14 protein-coding genes are annotated in these 21,020 nt (G+C 42.4%); 6 read left to right on the top strand and 8 right to left on the bottom strand.

Going from position 1 to position 21,020, the window contains the following annotated elements; genetic code table 11:
• The coding region (locus IW644_RS17635; protein ID WP_269918690.1) for a right-handed parallel beta-helix repeat-containing protein at nt 1–1,590 on the top strand (1,590 nt) is incomplete at its 5' end.
• Between the two features lie 41 nt (nt 1,591–1,631).
• Here IW644_RS17635 and IW644_RS17630 read toward each other — a convergent pair.
• Together IW644_RS17630 and IW644_RS17625 are read right to left on the bottom strand one after the other, a co-directional pair.
• Nucleotides 1,632–2,147, bottom strand: coding sequence for a hypothetical protein (locus IW644_RS17630; protein ID WP_269918689.1), 516 nt, complete (start codon nt 2,145–2,147; stop codon nt 1,632–1,634).
• A 9-nt stretch (nt 2,148–2,156) separates the two neighbouring features.
• On the bottom strand, nt 2,157–5,156 hold the full coding sequence (locus tag IW644_RS17625; protein ID WP_269918688.1) for a BNR-4 repeat-containing protein: 3,000 nt from the start codon (nt 5,154–5,156) through the stop codon (nt 2,157–2,159).
• A gap of 233 nt (nt 5,157–5,389) precedes the next feature.
• Here IW644_RS17625 and IW644_RS17620 point away from each other — a divergent pair, with 233 nt between their 5' ends.
• Together IW644_RS17620 and IW644_RS17615 are read left to right on the top strand one after the other, a co-directional pair.
• Nucleotides 5,390–7,090 carry a hypothetical protein gene (locus IW644_RS17620; protein WP_269918687.1) on the top strand — a complete coding sequence of 567 codons (1,701 nt, stop codon included), beginning with the start codon at nt 5,390–5,392 and terminating at the stop codon, nt 7,088–7,090.
• Between the two features lie 15 nt (nt 7,091–7,105).
• Nucleotides 7,106–8,566 carry a sulfatase gene (locus tag IW644_RS17615; RefSeq protein ID WP_269918686.1) on the top strand — a complete coding sequence of 487 codons (1,461 nt, stop codon included), beginning with the start codon at nt 7,106–7,108 and terminating at the stop codon, nt 8,564–8,566.
• A gap of 52 nt (nt 8,567–8,618) precedes the next feature.
• Here the strand turns inward: IW644_RS17615 and IW644_RS17610 are convergent, their stop codons facing one another.
• Nucleotides 8,619–9,500, bottom strand: a complete 882-nt coding sequence (locus IW644_RS17610; RefSeq protein WP_269918685.1) for a hypothetical protein — start codon at nt 9,498–9,500, stop codon at nt 8,619–8,621.
• 169 nt (nt 9,501–9,669) lie between these two features.
• Between IW644_RS17610 and IW644_RS17605 the strand changes: the two genes are divergently transcribed.
• From IW644_RS17605 to IW644_RS17595, 3 genes are all read left to right on the top strand, one after another.
• A complete protein-coding gene (locus IW644_RS17605) occupies nt 9,670–11,472 on the top strand; it encodes a glycoside hydrolase family 43 protein (protein ID WP_269918684.1) in 1,803 nt (600 codons plus the stop codon).
• A gap of 328 nt (nt 11,473–11,800) precedes the next feature.
• The gene (locus tag IW644_RS17600; RefSeq protein WP_269918683.1) at nt 11,801–12,007 is read left to right on the top strand and encodes a hypothetical protein; all 207 of its coding nucleotides are present in this window, start codon (nt 11,801–11,803) and stop codon (nt 12,005–12,007) included.
• On the top strand, nt 12,004–13,269 hold the full coding sequence (locus IW644_RS17595; protein WP_269918682.1) for a HipA domain-containing protein: 1,266 nt from the start codon (nt 12,004–12,006) through the stop codon (nt 13,267–13,269). The genes IW644_RS17600 and IW644_RS17595 overlap by 4 nt, the downstream gene beginning before the upstream one ends.
• A gap of 190 nt (nt 13,270–13,459) precedes the next feature.
• Here the strand turns inward: IW644_RS17595 and IW644_RS17590 are convergent, their stop codons facing one another.
• The 5 genes from IW644_RS17590 to IW644_RS17570 all read right to left on the bottom strand — a co-directional run bounded on the left by IW644_RS17590 (nt 13,460) and on the right by IW644_RS17570 (nt 21,005).
• Complete coding sequence (locus IW644_RS17590; protein WP_269918681.1) at nt 13,460–14,470, bottom strand: YhdH/YhfP family quinone oxidoreductase; 1,011 nt, start codon at nt 14,468–14,470, stop codon at nt 13,460–13,462.
• A gap of 96 nt (nt 14,471–14,566) precedes the next feature.
• The gene (locus IW644_RS17585) at nt 14,567–15,253 is read right to left on the bottom strand and encodes a 3-keto-disaccharide hydrolase (RefSeq protein WP_269918680.1); all 687 of its coding nucleotides are present in this window, start codon (nt 15,251–15,253) and stop codon (nt 14,567–14,569) included.
• A gap of 31 nt (nt 15,254–15,284) precedes the next feature.
• The gene (locus tag IW644_RS17580) at nt 15,285–16,481 is read right to left on the bottom strand and encodes a hypothetical protein (RefSeq protein WP_269918679.1); all 1,197 of its coding nucleotides are present in this window, start codon (nt 16,479–16,481) and stop codon (nt 15,285–15,287) included.
• Between the two features lie 11 nt (nt 16,482–16,492).
• Nucleotides 16,493–19,267 (bottom strand): alpha-L-rhamnosidase, encoded by a 2,775-nt coding sequence (locus IW644_RS17575; protein WP_269918678.1) that lies wholly within the window; start codon nt 19,265–19,267, stop codon nt 16,493–16,495.
• 16 nt (nt 19,268–19,283) lie between these two features.
• Nucleotides 19,284–21,005: a sulfatase family protein gene (locus IW644_RS17570; RefSeq protein ID WP_269918677.1), complete on the bottom strand. Its 1,722-nt coding sequence runs from the start codon at nt 21,003–21,005 to the stop codon at nt 19,284–19,286.
• Nucleotides 21,006–21,020 lie beyond the last annotated feature (15 nt).

The following is a 21,020-nucleotide window of genomic DNA, read 5'->3' as shown; positions in this document are numbered from 1 at the left end:
GATCTTCATACTGAACAAAAACTACAATCAAATAATGTTTATCTCCCTGATTATTCTTATGCAGGTTATCACTTTGGTGAAAGAGATATTACACATCGAGAAACGACCACTTACGTAGACGTTCAGGACTTCGGTGCAGTACCTGATGATGAAAAGGATGATACAAAGGCTATTTTAAGCGCCCTGAAACACGCCCATAGTATAAATGGACATGTCACAGTAACATTTCCCAAAGGGCAGTTTATCGTAAAAGACATTCTTAAAATTACTCGGGGAAATATTACGGTTAGCGGGAAAGGAATGGGCGGACAGGGCACTCAACTCTACTTTCCAATGCCTCTTTCAATCATTGATAAAACCCCTCACTTAGATGAATTAAGAAACTATTTGAGGTTACATAACAAAAAACAACGTAATGCTGAGATCTATATCGATGATTACTTTTCAGAATACTCTTGGTCTGGAGGAGTGATATGGATTCAAAAGGAAGGAACTCGACCAGTACCTTATCTAGAAGAATTGGATGAACAGCTTCCAATGTTAGCGACGGTTACCCAAGGTAAGAGAGGAACGAAAACTTTAGAAGTTAGCAACACATCACAAATTTCGGTTGGCGACATTCTGAGAATAGACTGGCACAACAAAAACGGTAAACAAGCCGGTATCATAAAATCAATTTATGGTGACACCGACCTGGTGATCGGTTCGCATCATTATGATTTTCCAGACCGACCACTAGTAATGCAACCCACCCAAGTTAAATCTATTCGTGGAAATACGGTTGAGATACGTGACCCTCTTTTACACGACATAAATGAGAACATTCCCGCTCACTTATCATCATGGGAACACCTAGAAGAAGTTGGTATTGAAGGGCTCTCTATACAATTTCCTTCGGGCGAAACCTACGGCCATCACGTTGAACAAGGTTTCAACGGGATCTATTTAACTAGTGTGTTTAATGGTTGGATAAGAGATGTAAGCTTTAACAATGCCGATAGTGCCATATTGACTGAAAACAACGGAAACGTGACTATCTCCAATATACACAGCTATGGAACACGTTTTGGTCATTATGGTATTCACCTTGGCAGCGTGCACAATTTTTTAGTCGAAGATGTCAAAATATCAAATCCGACTGTTCATACCTTTAGCATGAATACCAAGTCGACTAAAAGTGTATTTTTGCGGGGAGAAGCTTTCACTCAACCAACGCTAGATCAGCATGCAGGCGCTAATCACCAAAACCTTTACGATAACATGACTTTTCATATAGAAGCTCAGCGCGATGAAGACGGTCCTTACTATGATTTATGGTTTGGCGGGGGGGCAGGGTATTGGCAACCTGGACACGGGCGTTATAACACCACGTGGAACGCAAAAATATTTGTTGAAAGTGGTGCTGATAGTAACGAAACCGTAAGAATTTTAGGCCAAACAGAAGGGCCTGATGCAAGAGTTGTTGGTATATACGGAAACAGGAAGTTTGCAGTGGAACATTATCCTTCACCGTATATAGCTGACATAAATTCAAAAGTGTCTATACCCTCTCTTTATGAATATCAGAAACAAAAAAGACTAAAACGGTAGGAAAAATTCGGCCCAAGACTAGAAATCTTGGGCCATTTTATTTAACTCATCCGCTTTCTGAAAAATATAATCCCTGCAATACAAAATATTGCCAGGGTTGATGGGGCAGGTACCGATGTTGCGTCTATGTCGTCTCCGTCAAAATTTTGCGCAAACATTTCAACCAAGGTAAGTTCAGGCGATGATACGCCGTCTTCTAAAACAACAAAGCTAAACGTACCCAGTTTAAATGACGTACCGAGAACACTACTCCAATTGGGTGATAGGCCTAGTTGAAATATTAATTCATCGCTAACGGTATGAGCATTGTCAAAGTAAGAGTTATCAAACACACTGTCTGTGACGGAAAGCACATCGAATTCGAAAAGACTAGCATCGAAATCCCATATAACTTCAAGGAAGTCTATTTCTGGATTTGCGTTATTTATGAATACCTCTATTTCAACGATGTCCCCATTTAGGTAAGACGACGAATCATTTGAAAAGGTAATGAGCGATGCTTTCGAAGAAAAAGACATCACTAGACCAAAGATAAGAATTAAATTAGCTATCTTCATTTTTTACTCCTAATTTGAGCCGCAGCGTGAATAGGTACAGCGACGAACGAGACCGCGAGTATCTCTGTTATTTACAATGCCATCATTGTTGAAGTCATACCGGAGACTCAATTCCTCTCCATTGCGCATGGCGGCTGTGAAAAGTCGAATATCTCTTTTGTCAACTACAGAGTCATTGTTAAGGTCACCGAGTAGATTAATATTTATAAAAATACTTGATTCAGACTGCTTATTGTTTGAATCAGTAGCAACGACTTTTACTAAATGCGTACCTTCTGGCAAATCGAGTAACTCATCTGAATAGTTTTCAGCTCCCCATTCGAAAGGAGGTTCGTAGATTTCTCTAATTAATTGCTCATTAACGTAAAGTGCTAGACTAACAATCGTAATATCGTCATTTGCGGGAGAGGCATCTGCCGTTATTGCAAGGTTTTGGTATTCAGTAAGTAGTGAGATATCGCCTTCGTTTATCATTACAGAAGGCCCTGGTAAGCTAAGAACAACTAGTGTCATATCGCTTTCACCCTCAAGACCCGCGCTATCCTTCGCGACAGCTGTAAACGTATGAGTACCTACACCTAAAGGCGAGGGGTTTGGCTCATGACGGTCTAACCACCCCATAGCACCAAACTCATAAGGAGCGAAAGAATGCCCAAAGTTCCAAACTGGGCGAGTATCTACTCTTACTAATTCACCGTTTCTGTAAAGAGTAACCGACTGTATATCACGGCCTTCTACAGGGGATTCAGCGTCAATAGTAATCGCTAGTTTTTCATAGCCTTCATAGACTGTCACAGTTGAATTAGGCCACGTAACGACTGGCGGTTGCGGCTCGCCCTTTACTACTAGCTGCATCGACGCTGTAGACTCCTCGCCTTCGCTATCAATAGCAACAGCTGTAAACTCATAGGTGCCAGCTGTCAACGGGGAGGGATTTGGTGAATGAGTGTCAAGCCACCCCATAGCGCCCGTTTCATGGGGTTTTGAAGCATGACCGAATAGATAAGGAAGAGAAGTGTCTGTTCTAACTAACTCGCCATCAATGTAGAGAGACACTGATTCGATAGAACGCCCTTCTACAGCACTTTCTGCATTAATGGTAAGGTTGAGTTTTTCAAATCCTTCATCTACTTCTAAATTCTCTTGAGGAAATGAAACGATGGGGGCATTTGAGTTAACGTTAAGTACCATTGTTGCAATAGCGCTATCACCCTCGCTATCTACCGCTACTGCTTTAAATATATGGCGTCCTGCCTCAAGTGGGGTAGGGTTTGGCTCATGGGTGTCTAACCATCCCATAGCGCCAGTTTCATGGGGTTTAGACCCATGACCAAATAAGTAGGGCAGAGATGTGTCTGTACGTACTAACTCATCGTTAATATAAAGCGTAACAGACTGTATGGTTCTGCCTTCTACAGGGCTTTCAGCAGAAATGTTTAGACTTAGTTTTTCAAAACCTTGCTCTACAGATAGTGAAGGGGACGGGAAAGATACTAGCGGTGCATTAGCGTCAGACTCTATATCCAAATCGATAATTTGGAGATAAAGCGGCATTGCGTTACCTGAAGTACGCTCCATCAGGTAGTAGTAGACCTTGCCGTCTTTTATATAAAGTGTACCGTGATCGAAAACTGGTCCATCGGTGGCTTTATACACTCTGACAAAGTTATTGGTGCCGCCTTGGGCTTTCTCAACATAGGGCCGGCCACCTTCTAAACCTACAATATAGACATTGTCACCTGATGTATAAATCTCACTTGCACCGGTGAAATCAGTACTAATTATAAATTCATCAGCGCCAGCAGGTTTATATGAATGAATATATACTTCTTCGTAATCAGGTCTATTACGGTCTGTAGAACGCACTTTGCTGATTATATGAATGTCGCCTTTCTCTGTAACAGTCCAGTCAAAACTTCCCACAATGTAAACCGAGTTGGCTTCGGTGTGGCTTATATAGTCACCTGGTTCAAATACTTTAATCTCATCTGAATTGATGAGCGGCCACGTCATTGGTTCACCTTTGTGGTTCTTCCAATCACCGAAACCATCTGGATGGTCTGAATAGGCGTAATAGACACCGTTTTGGTATTTATACTTGTCTGAATTATTGTTACTTCGCTGTTGAAAGCCCACGCGAAGCTTGCCATTCACGTATTTCATGTTTCCATAAAGGCCCCAATTATAGTCGTTGCCTTTAAGCTTTTGGTTGTTTTCATTAAACTTAGTGAACGTCGACCACTTTTCCGTCTCAGCGTCATAGCGATTGAAAACATAAGCGCCATTATTGTTTCCGCCAAGGCGCATATAAAGAAGTAGCGTACCATCTACTGTGGTAAAAAACTTGGGATAGGTCAGGCGAGCAAAATTGCTTTTATCGCTTAGGTCACCGGTCATGGTGAGGTGTTTGTAATCATCATCCCCTTGACTGACCTCACTAGTATCTTTCACAAACTTATCTAGCGTAAATTCTGAGTGGGGAAGCTCAGCTGCTCCAGGCATGCTATAAGAATAGCGAAAGAAATCGTCTTTAAATTTGCCGCCGTGGTTATTGTTATCATATGCGTGCATGTCGAACACCATATGGATGGTGCCATTAATCGGGCTAACCGCTAAACCAATTGTGTTGTGCGACTCGCCAACGAGCGGGTCCCCTCTAAACCCTGTGTGCCTGTGTGGGAACTCTATCGTAGATAACTCACCGCTAATTGTATTGTAACGAGTGAGCATCACGTTTCTTTCGCTTTTCCCGCCCTTATACCAGGTCATAAAGACATAGTGCTTATAGGTTTTCACTGCATCACCATGTGCAGAGATGTTAGGACCGAAAAAATAGTCGTACTTCTCACCCGTATCAGGTGTACCTACGTTTGAAAAATCGAGGTTCCTGCCATCGAAGTGCAGTCCTTCATCGGTAATTTTTACTTGTTGTTCAAGTGTCACTTCCGCATTTAACGAAAACGCACCCAGTAAGGTGGTTGAAACTAACAATGTTTTTAGGCATTTCATAATTTTATTAGCTCAAGTTTGTTATTAAATGATGTGTGTTTATTACTAAATGTTAATACCGCAACATTTCAATAACATTCAGTTTCGGGCATACCATATTACATTGCGTTTACAAAAGCATTACTTTATGATCAATATTAGTCAAAAGTAGTCATTTTGAGCGAGTGGCCTTGGAACATAAAAAAGAAAAGAAGAAGAACTTTCTAGTACGACAATGCACTGTTTTAGGGAGCGTGCAAAAAAATATAAGCTGGATAGCTGCGACGCTTGCTGCCTTCACTTTTATCAGTGCGTGCAGCAACCAAAATAATTCAAAACCAGAAATTCAGGAAACTAAGGCAACGCAAGCCAATGAGCAATTATTCAGTCTGCAAAGCGCTCTCGGTAATCTTACCTTTGCTAAGAATCAATATCTGAAGATGGCGAATCATATAGAAAGTGAGCGCCATTTATATTATCGACCGGCCTGCGTTGAAGATACGTCAATGATTTGTGTGCCACGCTCATATGAGCTCGGGGGCATTTTTATGGATAAATATGAAAAATGGACTAACGGCTTTTTTCCTGGAGTAATGTGGAAACTGCTGTCTAAGAAAGACTATGTGGAATGGGACGGTGATGAGGAAAAGCAACTTTTAAACTTTGCCATACACTATCAGAAAGCGTTGGACGGTGATGCTACGCTTGATTCAACACACGATTTGGGTTTCATGCTTTATGATTCATATGGCGAAGCCCTAAGTTACGAAGGCTTGAGTGATGAGCTTAGATCTAAGTATGTTTCAATTTTGGCTAAAGGTAGAGAAACGCTCTCCAGCCGATTCAATGCAGAAAAAGGTGTTATAAAATCTTGGGATTTCGTCCCCCATATGAAGGTATCCGTATCAAGAAACGGTAAAGAGGTCGTAGAGTTACACCGAATTGCAGAGCCATGGACATATCCAGTTATCATCGACAACATGATGAACCTAGAATACCTGCTAGATAGCGATTCATCACATTATAAAGACATTGCAATAACGCATGCTAAAACAACGCTCAAAAATCATTACTTCTATGAAGAGAATGATTCTGAAAGGCGCTTTCCAATCGCATATCATGTTTTCGACTACGGAAAACGGAAACCGGGAAACTGGCAGGGGTTAGGTAATATTTCAGCATGGGCGAGAGGGCAGGGGTGGTCGTTATACGGTTATGTTACGATTGCCGACTATATGTCTGATTTAAACCTGAGCGACGCGGAACGCGAGGCTTTCGAAAAGCATTTAGGTAACGTGCTAAATAGCATTGAGCATTTGCTAGAAGAAGACTTTGTTCCTTTTTGGGACTTTTGGGCGAGCAGAGACAACGCTTATAAATATGCCGAAAACACGTCTTTAGAAACGTCTGTGTATTCGGGAATTTTAGAGCTCTGTGCGAACAGAATAGAGCCTCACATTCTGCCGTATAAAGGTTATCGCCCTCAAATACTAGATGCTTCAATGCTAACCGACGAATCGCTAAACAAACTCAAAAACCAGAAAAACTGGTATGGTTCTGACATTTTGCAGGGAGATAAACTTGTTCCTTGCGGACGCGAACCTTACCCAGCAACGCATACTAAAATTCCTAAAGACACCTCAGCCGCCGCTATCTACGCATCTGCACTTTATCGTTACGCAACTATAACGAAAGACGACAAGCAAAGACAAAAATATGGAGCCCTCGCTGACAAAATCATGGCCGAACTGACTTCTAACTATAGAACAGATAGAAGCAAAAATGGGCGTGATATGAGCTTCGAACTAGGATTTGTGCTTGATGAAGCTACGGGAGACATGGGGAACGCTGGAGAAATTGATACGCCTATAATTTATGGCGACTTTTACTTTGTCGAGGCCAACATTAGAAAGGTTGAGTTTGAACGTTCTCGTGGCGTAAAACTAAATAATTAATTAAGGAACTAAAGAATGATAGGCAGAAAAGCTTTCTTACTAGGTAGTATATTTGTTTTCGCTGCAGCTAATGCCTTTGGTGAGAGCACGTCAAAAGAATTAAGTGATCGTCCGAACATTCTTATGCTAGCGGTCGATGATTTAAACAGCTGGGTAGGGGCGATGGATGGCCATCCTAGTACCAAAACTCCGAACATCGACAGACTGGCTTCAGAAGCCATCACGTTCACTAACGCTCATGCTCCGGCACCGCTTTGTGGCCCATCAAGAGCGAGCATCATGACCGGGCTTCTTCCTTCAACAACTGGAATTTATGGGCACGTAAAGGATAACGACATCCGTTCTGCAAACAGAAAAGCTGCACAATCGACATTTCTCAGTGAATATTTTGCTCAGCACGGTTATTACACTGCAGCGGTTGGCAAGATATTTCATCAAAGTATAGCTGATGGAAGTTTCGAAGTATTCGGCGGGAGACAGGCTCAGTTTGGTCCGTATTCCCCAGAACCAATTAAATGGGATAGAAAAGGGACCAGTACTGACTGGGGAGCCTATCCAGAAAAAGATGAAATGATGCCAGACTATGATTCGGCTAAGTGGTTAGTCGAGCAGTTACAGCGTAAACACGATAAACCTTTTTTCATCGCTGGTGGATTCCTTCGTCCACACGTGCCTTGGACTGTGCCACAAAAGTGGTTTGATATGCATCCTATCGAAGATATCGAACTCCCTCCCTATTTACCCAGCGATCTAGATGATGTGCCCGAAATAGCAAAACGCATTTCTACCTATGACATGATGCCGACGACCGATTGGGCGATAGAATCTGGAGAATGGAAGAATATTGTACAGGCCTATTTGGCCAGCGTTTCTTTTGTTGACCATTATATCGGACAAGTGCTTGATGCTTTAGAGTCTAGCGAATATGCCGACAATACAATTGTCGTACTATGGGGGGACCATGGCTATGACGTTGGAGAGAAGAATCGTTTCGCTAAAATGGCGTTATGGGAAACGTCTACAAAAACTACACTTATTATTAAGTCGCCTAACTCTTCTTCAAAATTAACAAGTAACCGCCCAGTAAGTCTGGTTGACTTGTATCCTACACTAGTAGAAATGGCGGGCTTACCAGAAAATCCGCTTAATGAAGGGCATGATATTACCCCCTTAATTATCAACCCGAATGCGGAATGGGAGCATGTTGCTCTCACTACGTTTGGCCCAAACAACCATGCTGTAAAGAATGATAGATACCGCTATATTCGCTACGAAGATGGTAGTGAAGAGTTATACGATCACTCAACAGATCCTAACGAGTGGAACAACTTAGCTAGTAACCCTTTCTATTTTGATTTAAAAAATGAGCTTAAAGCTAAGCTACCAAAAGAAAATGCTGAATGGTCGCCTGTATCCCAGTATAAAAGTAATGAGTATTTTAAAGCGCTAACGGAAAAAGCGACAGCAAGTGAATAAATAAGTAGCACGCGCAAGCTATGCTGGCGCGTGATTGTCTAATCTAATACGTTTATTGTTTAAGCGTAAGCTTGATATTCTCGGGTGTGGCATGTTTGTCTCCACCATTATCCGCACCCGTAATCCACCAGTAAATCATACCGGCATCAGAGCTATCAAATTTGCCTGCTTGAAAGGGAACGATACCGTCCTGTTCAGCATATTCGAGCATTTCGTAGATAAGCGAGATACCATCATCTTTACTATCTTTGGCCCAATCCCAAGCATTAATCGGCGTTTGCAAGCCCACATTCTGATCGCCTATTTGGTGCTCTTCAACACCGAAGTCCAGTATTTGTTGCCATGTAAAAAAGTCTCCGCTGTTATCATTTGCGGGGTGATGAGAAACTACTTTCACGTATTGTCGTTTGCTAACTTCTGATTCTTGAAGGGCATAGCCAATAACATCAGGTTCGCCAGCTTCAATAATCCATAAAGGTCTATCTGCGGTAGCATTGTTGATTGCTAGCGTTAAGTCTTCAATTGCAGCTTGTTGTTCTGCTCTACAATTAAATAATTTTTCAACGTTTTCGAATGGACCAAAAACATTAAGTGCGCGGTTTATAGAACTGTCGAGCACTCGTTGACGTCTGCTCTCGTTTTCTGGATCTATTTGATACCTAGCTTTATTTCTGAAGGGGTCTAAATCGCAAGAGTGAGAAATATGAACAAGTCTGTCTGCAGCGCCGGCCTTATCAAGTAACGCCAATAAAACAGGAGTTGCGCCTATATCATCAGGGTCAGGTGAATTGCCGTCTATCACAACCGCAAGTGTGCCGCTAGGTAAATTGACGTGTTCAAGAGTCGAAGACTCGGATTGTTTATTGATAATAGATGCTGAATTACAAGCAGAAAGTGCAAAACCAGCCACTACAAGGTTTATAAAAGATTTCACGAGGGCCCCTAACACGTATCTCTTCAAAACCTGAGGCAGGAATGTATCCGAAGAAAGTTCGTGATTGCAAATGATTGATATTTGTCAATGGTAATCAAAATGTGTCACTATGTAAATATTGTTAACGATCGCACCAATGTTACTTACTGAAAAGAGTAGTTGAAATTCTATGGACACATTAAAGCAAATGAACTTTAAAAAATTGGGTATTGCATCCGTACTACTTACGGTGCTTTCCGGTTGTCAGGTTGATGCTTCAAGCACGCTTTCTATGCAAGAGAGGCCAACAAAACAGGCAACTACCGGAAGCTTCGGTGATCAAGGTGACGGCACTTATATAAACCCCATTTTAAACGCCGACTACCCAGACTCAGATATTGAGCAAGTGGGCGACACGTATTACATGATCACGTCGAAGCAGCATATGTCACCAGGTATGCCTATTCTTAAGTCAAAAGACATGGTGAACTGGGAAAACGTCGGTCACGCTTTTTCCAGTCTATCTTGGGCGCCGGAATACAACTGGGATCGAATGAATGGCTATTCTTTTGGAGTATGGGCTGGTGACTTAGCGTATCACGAGGGTAAGTGGTACGTGTATCAAATAGACTATCAACACGGATTAATGGTCACAACAGCTGACAATATTGAAGGCCCGTGGAGCGAGCCAATCATGATGCTTCCCAAAGCTGATGTGTTAGACGACCCAGCTGTATATTGGGACGAGGAAACACACGAAGCGTACATTATTGTTAACTCAGGTACTAAACAAAAAAGTGCAGATAACACCATTGAAGGTAATGAAAATCGAATTTACCGAATGAGCTGGGATGGCACTAAAATACTTGATGAGGGCAAGCTGGTATATACCGGAATGGGTGCTGAAGCTGCCAAAATTTATAAGAAAGACGGGTATTGGTACATATTCATGGCGCAGTGGACCATGGGAGACAAATCTACAAAGCCTGGCGTTAAAAATCCAAAGAATGATAGAAAGCAATTGGTTTTGCGGTCTAAAGAAAGTATCTATGGACCGTATGAGGTTAAAACCGTATTGGAGAAAGGTTCAGAATTTGGTAACCGTAGTGCAAGCCAAGGTGGGTTAATGCAAGCCCCTGACGGTAGTTGGTGGTATATGCATCAGCTTATTCAAAATGACGATATTCCATTCCAAGGTCGTCCACAATGTCTGGAGCCTGTTACTTGGATAAACGACTGGCCAATTATTGGTGTAGATGAAGACAATGATGGGATAGGTGAGCCTGTTAAACGTTTTGAAAAGCCGATAAAAGGTTACCCTATTGCGGCGCCGCGTTCAGATGACGATTTTTCTGCTGGCGATTTAGGCCCACAGTGGGAGTGGAACCATAATCCACGAGACAGTCACTGGTCATTATCAGAACGAGATGGTTGGTTAAGGCTTAAGGCTAGTAAGGTTTTACCGCAAGGCGATAAGTACGGCCCTAAAATTAACGAATGGACTAATAATGATGGTTCAGATGGCGATTTCTGGCGCGCTAGTAATACCATTAGCCAACGTATAATGGGCATTACAACAGGCACGGCTGTAGCTAAGTTCGATATTAGCGGTATAGCGCCAAATCAATTAGCGGGTTTTGTTAGGTACGGCGGTACGTTTAACTTATTAGGCGTGGAAGGCCTAGAAGATGGCACAACTCGTTTGTTTTACATGGATGGAATGAGTAAAAAAGAAGTTGGTCCAATAATCGAAAGTGACACGCTATATATCAGAACTTCTAATGCGAGAAATAAAGCAACGTACGAATACAGCTTAGACGGCAAAAGCTATCGGGCTTTCGGCCCGACGTTCACTATTAGCTTCGGTAAATGGACGGGTGACAGATTAGGCTTCTTTTCTTGGAACGAGAAAAAGGACGACGGTTACATAGACGTAGACTGGTTCAAATATGACTACGATGGTCCTAAAGGTACTCAACAGATGATGTTTTAGCCTAAACTTTTGGTGATAAAGAAAGGCTGTAGCGTAGTGCTACGGCCTTTTTTAATGAGAGAAAGTATGTAACCTGAATTAACGATCATTATTAGATGGCGTGAACCAGAAAAAAATACAACCGCGTTCGCGGTTACTTCTTGCCCACATTAGGTTTGATGTTTGATTTAACCGCGAACGCATATAAAAGCTTGTTATTTGTCTCATTTTTTATAAAATAACCGCGGACGCATATATTTGAGGGTCTTGTGTGAAATTTTCAGTTAAAGATGTCAAACAATTGGGTAAAGCCGCGCAACTAGTCAGGAAGACGCAAGGTCTTGATCAGATGTCTGTTGCCTCTTTGTCTTCCAATGGCACAACGTTCCTTAGTGAATTTGAGAATGGCAAGCCGACGGTTGAATTAGGTCGAGTGTTGCGAGTTTTGGATTCATTGGGGATCGCGGTCACCATTGATATACCAATTGAACAAGAGTCACTTTCAGATGCACAACGAAAACGGATGTCACAAATAATAGACGGCATTGATTTATGAACCGAGCTCTTGATGTATATGCGGATGATACGTTCGTTGGCAAATTGACTGACGAGAATAATATTTGGGGGGTTGAGTACGCCCCAGCTTGGTTAGCAAGCGAGAATCGCCACCCGCTGTCTCCTCATATTCCTTTACGAGAAGGAAAGCACATCGACGGTGCTACCTATCGACCGGTGCAGTGGTTTTTTGACAACCTTTTACCCGAAGAGAAAGCGCGTGATTTGCTGGCAAAAAACGTGAGAGTGCCAATAGAAGATGCCTTTGGATTACTCAAAGTTGCCGGTGCTGAATCTGCTGGTGCCATAACCTTGTTGCCGGAGGGCGAGCCGCTTGCAAGAGGTGAAGTACATTCACTTACTTACGAAGAAGTGAATGAGCGAATAAAAAATTTGCCAAAAGCGCCTTTGAACCGCGCCGAGCGTAAAAGAATGTCCGTAGCCGGGGCGCAGCACAAGATGCTGGTTATCTATCGCGACGGTGAAATTTTGGAGCCTTCGGGATTTTTTCCGTCGACTCACATTCTTAAACCTGAACATTCTTCGCCAGATGTTTATTACCACACCGTTAGGAATGAATGGTTTGTAATGAAGTTGGCAAAGCTTTGTGGTTTAGACGTCCCTTCGGTAGATATTCGCTATTTGCCGGAGCCGGTATACCTTATAGAGCGGTTTGATCGCGTAGGCTTGTACCCTGATCAACATCGTTGCCACGTCTTAGATGGTTGTCAGTTACTGAATCTTGCACCAAATATGAAATACCTCAACAGTACAGCAGAGAATCTTAACCAGCTGGCGCAGCTTTCCAGAATGAAAGCCAAAACAACGCTGGATATCTTTCGTTGGGCTTTATTTAATGCGTTAGTTGGTAATGGCGATGCTCATCTGAAAAACCTCTCATTCTTCATCAAAGACTCTGATGTAATTATGACCCCACATTATGATTTATTGTCGACGGCGATATATGAGCTGCCGCATAAACACATGGATCATGAATTATCCCAGCCTATGGGAAAAGCACAATTCTTGGGAGAATTGTCAGAAGCAAACATTTTGGAATTTGCTGAGGAGTTACATGTCCCCGCTTCTTTGGCGGCGGTTCAGGTGAGAAAAATGACAAAAGCTATCGAGCAAAATGCTAGTCGTTTAATAAATGTTGTTAAAAATGAAGAACAGCATTCTGGCAAAGCTGGAGAGGAGCGTATGGTTAATGAAATATTTCATAACTGCATCAAAGAAACGATCGCTAACCTCAAGCTTTAGCGCGGGTTTTGCGTTGTGACAACGGAAGTCCAAATTCAAATGCTAAACGCCTAGGTGTTGTCAGAAGCAGAACTTTATCAAGTAAAATACACCGTTAAGGCTCTGGCGCAGTAGTAGTGTCCGTGTTGGCATAAGCGCCTCATTTCTAAAAATGAGGCGCCTGTTCAGCAATCAACTTTCTTTGTTGAATTTACGCGTCTTTTAAATTCACGACGTACCGCCCAACCACTTTACCATTGAAGAATCTATCTAGATATTCTGGCGTATCATGTAGTGATATTTCTTGATAGTAGCTTTCTAGGTTAGGCAGTTTCATGTCTGTCGCCACGCGCTTCCAAATATGTCGCTTGTCTTCAAGCGGTATGTAAACCGAATCGACACCCAATAAAGAAACACCCCTTGTGATAAAAGGGATAACGTTCATTGCTATGTCAGGTGAAGCAGCGAGTCCGACAGAAGTGACTCCGCCACTAGGTTTAACTTGCTTAAGCAATCCCGTTAAGTAATCTCCACCGAGCGTGTCAATAGCGTGAGCCCACCTAGGCTTGCCGGCAATAGCGTCCTTTACTTCTAAAATAACTTCTCTGTGCAAAACTTCGCTAGCACCCAGTGACTTTAGCTTCTCAGATTGTTCAGGCTTTCCTGAAAAGGCTATAACGTCATAGCCAAGATGAGAGAGTAGGGCAATACTGATACTGCCAACACCTCCAGTAGCGCCAGTCACACCCACCGGGCCGTCACTGGGCTTCGCTCCCATTTTCTCTAATTTTTGTATGCAAAGCGCGGCAGTTAATCCTCCAGTCCCATAAATCATCGCTTCTTTCAGAGACAATGAACCAGGGCGCTTAACTGCCCATTCGACTGGTATTGATATTTTTTGACCAAGCCCACCAGGAGTGTTCATGCCTAAGTCATAACCAAACACAAGGACTTCGTCACCGGCACTAAAGGTACCTGACTTATCGCTAACTACTACTCCTGCTGCATCGATTCCGGGCGTATGAGGAAAGTTCTGACTTATTCGCTTATTGCCACTTGCTGACATAGCGTCTTTATAATTTAAAGACGAGTAATGCACGTCTATCAACAAGTCATTATCTGGAAGTTGACTCACATCTCGCTCAACTACTTTTTTACTAAAGCTATTATCGTTATGCTCTTCAACGAGCAGGGCTTTGAACGTGGTTGAATTGTTACTCATAACTTTTCTCCATAAATAGAATTGCATTTTAGGCTTGTTGCTTTAAGGCAATCGTCTAAGAAAACGGGCAAAAAAGCTTTTGAACCTTATTCCCATTCACAAAGGAGTAATCGTTATGTCTCTAAAGCGCACTATGTTACTTTTGTCCCGATCTTCTCTATATGCTTTGCTGCCGTGATGTTGAAATGCAATTACACCTTTGCTGTCTTTTGTATCTTTGACATGGGTCGTCAGTAGACCATTAATAAAGATTTTAATATCAGAGCCTTTACAGACTACTTTTATCTTGTTCCACGTTAAGTGATTATAAGCTTCACCTTGCTCTATGGTCCATTCACCTAAGTAGTTGGTAACAAAGTCTTCATCGGGGTGAGAATGGGTAGAGTGTTGTGGGTAAAGCCATTTTCTGCGGCCCTGATCGTAAAGCCCGCCTGTCCATTTTCTATCACTGGGGTCTATATCTACTTGATAGCCGATAATTTGTGTACCTTTATCGGTTTCGATAATTTGACCTCGAAAAATTATGCCTGAATTACTGTACTCTGACGTATCTGGCATCATTACTTCTGCTTCAAGTACAAAGTCTTCATAAATTTTTCTAGTTGAAAAGAACCAATTTTTTTCGGCTATAAGCTGCAGTTCTCCATCAACAAAATGTGCTTCGCCGTCATTGTAAACATTATCGAAGTTAGAGAGTGTCTCGTCTAATAAAGGCTGCGTAGAGGTGCACCCATTTAACATCAAAAGCGCAGCAAATAGACTAAAAAATGTAGAGTATCTCATGATTAAATCTCCAGTTAGCACAAACTATAAATTATTCCTGAAATACCAGTCCGCGCCACCTTCCTCTCGCGTAAGCCGTGCCACCGTTTTCAGGAATTTTTCCGTTCGTTACTGCCTTTGATTTAACGGTAATGATGTCACCTGGCTTTAAAGTAAGTGAGCCTAAGTCAAAATAGTTTTCTTGGTAATCTGTCTCGGTTTCACTATTGGTGTAGCTACCTATTTCGTTATTATTAAGTAGAACTATATAAGGTGATTCACCATCTATTTCGCCAAGCGTAACCAATATTACGTTTTTAAATGTTTTCTGAACGCTAGCCTTTTTACCCCACATTTTTTCAGGAACCTTAAGTTCTGATGTCGCCCAGACATTTCGATACTGAATCTCTCTAGCATCGATGCCTAACGCACTATTTCTGCGATCGTGATAAAAGGGAACATCACCAGCAGGCTCAAAGGTTTGGGGAGCTTCTAAAATAAGGCTGTATTTCTGTACGTCAACGAAGGTTTCTTTTAACGGAAGGGGCAATGGTGTGTGTCTGGTTTCGCTTGGACCCACCCCCGCGGGCTTGTAATTAGCGTCTTGAGTCAGAATGATTTTGTCTAGTTCGAAGCCATCTTCACGCATAGATAGGGTAATATTGTGTACACCACTTTCAGGTATATCTAACCAAATAGTGTTTGGTGTCCCGCAATGGTTGTCTTTGCGCCTTTGATTAGACGACCAAGTCCACTTATTTTTACCCTCACAAAGTTGCAATCTTTGGCTGCTTGAAGGCCACGTATTGTTTAACCCAACATGCAAACCATTGTCTTCGCTTCCTGTGCTAAAAGCCCGAGCCCAAACGAAGTATTTACCAGGTGTATCGAAATAAACGGGGTAGGTTAGCACAGCCAACTTACCTGGTTTTGCAGAAAAGTTTACGCCATGCTCCAAAGGCTCGGAATGGTTTGTTCTTGTGTCTGGCAATAACTCAATATACGCATTGTTGCTGGCGCCCTCTAAATGGATTGTGTCGCTATCGGCTAATCCATGTGTGCTATTACTTAGACTGTTAAAAACAATCCAACGGCGCGTATCGGCTTTATGTTGTGTAGAATAATGTTCAGCTTCTATCACCGCAGTTCCGTTTTCAACAGAGATAATGGAGTCTTGAGTGCTCGCAAAACTACTCGTTGCCGCACTTAGTGAAAAAAGTAGGCAAGTAAAAGCTGTGAACCTATTCATATAGTTAATCATTATAGCGTTCTCTTAGAGCCGTTAGAGCCCTTGGCCTCAAGGGTTATGCGAAATTGATATTGCCCAGTCGGTAGAGATGTCCACTGGTTAAGTACTTCCCCATTAGATTTTTCAGCCAGTTCAACTTTGTATTGTGCCGGTGGAATAAACTCTGCGGTGGTATTGAAAGGAATCGTGACAAATACATCGAACCCACTACTTGCCATATTCCAACTGACATCAATAGTTCCACTAGGTGTAGGTATGGAACCATCAGCATAGCCAAGTTTCGAAGTAAGTTGGGGGGAGATAACCGCTCTCTTGAAGCCAGGTAGCAAAGGCTTGACGCCCAAAATACCCTCGTAAAACCACCTTGAAATCGTACCGTAGGCGTAGTGATTCAACGAATTCATGCCTTGTGGGTTAAATCCGTCTTCTATTGAGTACGAGTTCCAGCGTTCCCACGTGGTGGTAGCGCCATTATTAATAGAGTAGAACCAAGATGGATAAGTTTCTTTAAATAACAGTGCATAGACTAAATCAGTACGTCCAGCCTCTTGTAGAACATTAGCCAGTAACGGTGTTCCGAGAAAGCCCGTTCTTAGGTGAGTGTCCGACGCCTCTAGTAACGAAACGAGTCTAGCTTGTGCTACTTTTACTTCGTTATCAGGTAAAAGGTTGAAAGCGAGTGCAAGAAGATAAGCTGTTTGTGTTTCCTTTCCTTTAACTACGTTTAAGTTTGAGTCAAAGAATTCACTTCTGAAAGCCTTCGCTAGCTCTTTGTGTTTACTCGCTAAGCGTTTAGCATCTTTATTGAAGCCAAGCTCTAATGCTGTTTTTTTGGTTAGCTCTACCGAACGAGCAAAAAATGCCGTCGAGATAAGAGAGAAGTCAGTGTCTCCTCGGTTTGCCCCTTTTCCTTGTTTTTCAGGGTAGGGTTGTAGCCAATCACCAAACGTCATCATGCTTGATATATTATCTTCAGTTTGGCTTTCGTGGTAATCAATCCAGGCTTTCATTGATGGGTAGCTGTCTTCCAGGATCTTTTTATCACCTGTCATCATGTAGAGCTCCCACGGGAGAATAGTCGCGGCGTCGCCCCAACCCGATGACGTCCAATTTATCCATTTTACAAAGGGGACGTAGAGCGGAACGAAGCCGTCTTCTGTTTGTTCTTCTCGCAAACTTTTAAGATAGGCAGACCAGAATCCATATACATCCGCCATATACATTGATGGAGCTATAAAAGCGTTGGCATCACCTGTCCAGCCTAGCCTTTCGTCGCGCTGAGGGCAGTCCAATGGGATATCGAAAAAGTTGCCTCTTAACCCCCAATTAATATTTTCAAACAGTTTGTTCAATTTTGGGTTGGCACTAGAGAAATTGTTATATAGCGCTACGTCAGAATGTTGTACGTTCGCTACTATCCAATCTTTTACAGGAACTTTGCTGTCGTCAAAACCAGATACTTCTATGTAACGAAATCCATGGAAGGTGAAAGTAGGAGTATATTTGGCAACGCCGCTTTTAGAAGGTAAGTAGTAATCCGTTGAATGCGCCGAACGATAATTCTCTGTGTAAAAGCTTCCTTTATTTAGTGCCTCAGCAAAGCGTAACTTAACTTCCTTTCCTTCTTTAACGGGAATGTTAATAGAAGGCACGCCCACCATATTTTGGCCAAAGTCAAAAATAACGGTGTCTTTATCAATTTGCTTGAATGATATTGGGGTTAACTGCTTTATATTACGAACGGGTGAGTGACGTTTCGGTCGTAAGAGTGTGTCAGGTGTTACCAACTCGGTAACAGCAGTGCTCCATTTAGAATCATCAAAACCTGGTTTAGTCCAACCGTCCATTTCGAACCGCTGGTCATATCGTTCTCCATCGTAATTACTCGCAAAACGAATGGGTCCCGCCTGTGTTGCTTTCCAAGAGTCGTTCGTTGTAACAAGTAATGTCGTATTGTCTGAATAAGTAATTTCAAGCTGAGTAAGAAACCGTGGCGGTTTTAAATGGTCGGTTTCCTTTAAGTCTGCAATTCTTCCCGAATACCAACCACCTGCAATGATGGCCCCAAGTACATTTTCGTTTTGGTTAACTAAAGAGGTTACATCATAGGTAAGGGTTTCAATTCGTTTTTCATAAGGTGTCCAACCTGGTGGCAATGCATCGTTGGCGGTGACGTCCTCACCATTTAAAAAAACCTTAAACACACCTTTCGCCGTTACATATAGCCTTGCTTTACTTACTTCCTTATCTAACGAAAACGGCTTTCTAAAATACTGCGGTGTAGCTAAAGTGCTTTGTGAGGGTGATTCAGTTGCTTGGGTTTCTTTCGCCCCTATCCATGAAGCTTTCCAGTCGCTATTTTTAAGCAGGCCTAACTCAATGTGCGCTACGTCGCTCCATTGCGAGGCGATATTGTTTTCGTCCCAAAACCTAACTCTCCAAAACACCTTTTCTCTTGAGGTGATTGGCTTACCTTCGTAATTTACCCATGACATGGCGGAAGACTGGACCTTGCCACTATCCCATTTATCTGGTTTACCCATTAAGTTTTCAAATGTTGACGCTACTTGTATTTGATACGCCAATTGTTGAGTAGACTTTTTATTGTCTAACGGTGCCTTCCAAGAAAAACGTGGAGTAGATTCATAATAGCCAAGCGGGTTCGTGAACCCTTCTCCTACAGTTAATGATGTGGGTTTATCATAATTAGAAGAAGAATGAGATGAACAGGCTCCTAAGAAAATAACCGTTACTGCGGCAAGCCAAAATACTCTTACAAAATTCATTTTTAGTCCTTGAACATCAATTTTCTTCAAAAGTCAGCGTTGTTGTAGCACTCTCGATGTAACCTGGTCTATGTGCGACAGCTTCTATTACACCGGGTTTAATAGGTTGCCCTTCTTTATATATTTGCCAATTTTGTGACGTTTTTTCTTCTTTATATCTAAAAGAAATAAAAGCCCCTGGGGTTTCGCTAGCAATTACTGCTTTGCCATTTTCAATGACTAATTCGGGTGCTTGGGTCTTAGGCTGAGTGCTTGCATCGTCCCATAAGGTAGTAATGAGCTGCCTCTCTGTTACTAAAGGATCGTCACCAATATCCTTTAACCACTCGTTCAGTGCACTCTCCATCTCTTTACGTTTATTTTGATAGTTTTTGATATAGGCAAGGTTTGATAGTTCGTAAGGATCATTGCAAACATTGAAAAGCTCATAAGCGTCCTTGGTTTTTCGAAACCATTGGCTTTGTGCTTCATTGAGTTTACCCGCAGCATTTAATGCAAGTAGCTCGCGCATACTCGGTATTTTCTCTCGGTATGCAACAGGAAGGTAATACGGGTCATTAGGACGATAATTGCGAATATATTTATAGCAGTGATCTCTGACGGCTCTTATTGTGTCGGTAAAGCCATCGAACCTATCGGCTGCAGCGTAAATATATTCTCTTTCATTTGCGGTGTTTAAAAAGTTTTCCCCTTGCATGTAATCAGGAATGGGAACGCCAGCCATAGCGAGTGTAGTCGGTGCGAAGTCCACAAAAGACACAAGACGCTCTTCTATCGTTCCTGCTTTCTTACCGTTGGGAAAGCGGATAATTAATGGTACTTTTAGCCCGCTGTCATAGATTAGGCGTTTTTGCCTTGGCATTGGACCGCCGTGATCAGAGTAGAAAACTATTATAGTGTTGTCTAACAAGCCGTCATCCTCTAACACATCTAAAATTGCTCCGATTTGTCTATCAGTTTCGGCTAAATTATTGTAAACCTTCCATAGGTCTCTCTGCACAATTGGCGTATCGGGTAAGTAAGGTGGGACTGGAAACTTGGTCTCTGGGTCTACATGAATAGGTGTAGAGTCTTTATCCGTCTTAATTCTATGATCGGTAGGCAGTGCCGAAATCTTGTCAGCGTCATTAGAAAAGTAATGTCGTTGTTCCAGCATTCTTATGCCGTAAGGTTCAAATAGGCCTGACTCATGAGTTGTAGTGAAATTGAAAATAGAGAAAAAAGGCTGGTTACTCGGGCGGTTGCGCCAGTGAGCGTAAATTCCATTTTCATCCCACGCTGTCTTTGGTGCTTTAAATTGATAGTCGTTTTTATAGTTGTTAGTGGTGTAGTAACCTGCCTCCCTCAGCAACTGGCTTAACATCTTTGTGTTTTGAGGAGGGACTGCTTCATACTTTGGCAGGCCTGTCTCTTCAGTGTTAGATAAAGTTCTCATATTGTTAGCGCCGAACCCATTAGGGTAGAGCCCTGTAGCTAACGCTGCTCTACTTGGTGCGCAAACGCCTGATGTTGAGAAAACGTTATTATATACAACACCCTCATCAGCCAATCTAGATATGTTCGGAGTTTCAATACTGTCGTCACCGTACATAGGCAGTAGTGGGCTCATGTCCTCTATTACTAGCCACAAAATATTCGGCTGTTCAGAGCTTGCGCTGGCCTGCATTGAATAGCTTAGCATGAGAGCTAAAGTTGCTAAAACTTTGAGCACACCAGGTTTCATTTTGATAGTGACCACACTACACCCCTTTCT

It is taken from the genome of Alteromonas sp. PRIM-21, from assembly GCF_027563165.1.
In the GTDB taxonomy this organism is placed as follows: Bacteria; Pseudomonadota; Gammaproteobacteria; order Enterobacterales; family Alteromonadaceae; genus Alteromonas; species Alteromonas macleodii_A.
This window is presented reverse-complemented; position numbering and strand designations above follow the sequence as displayed.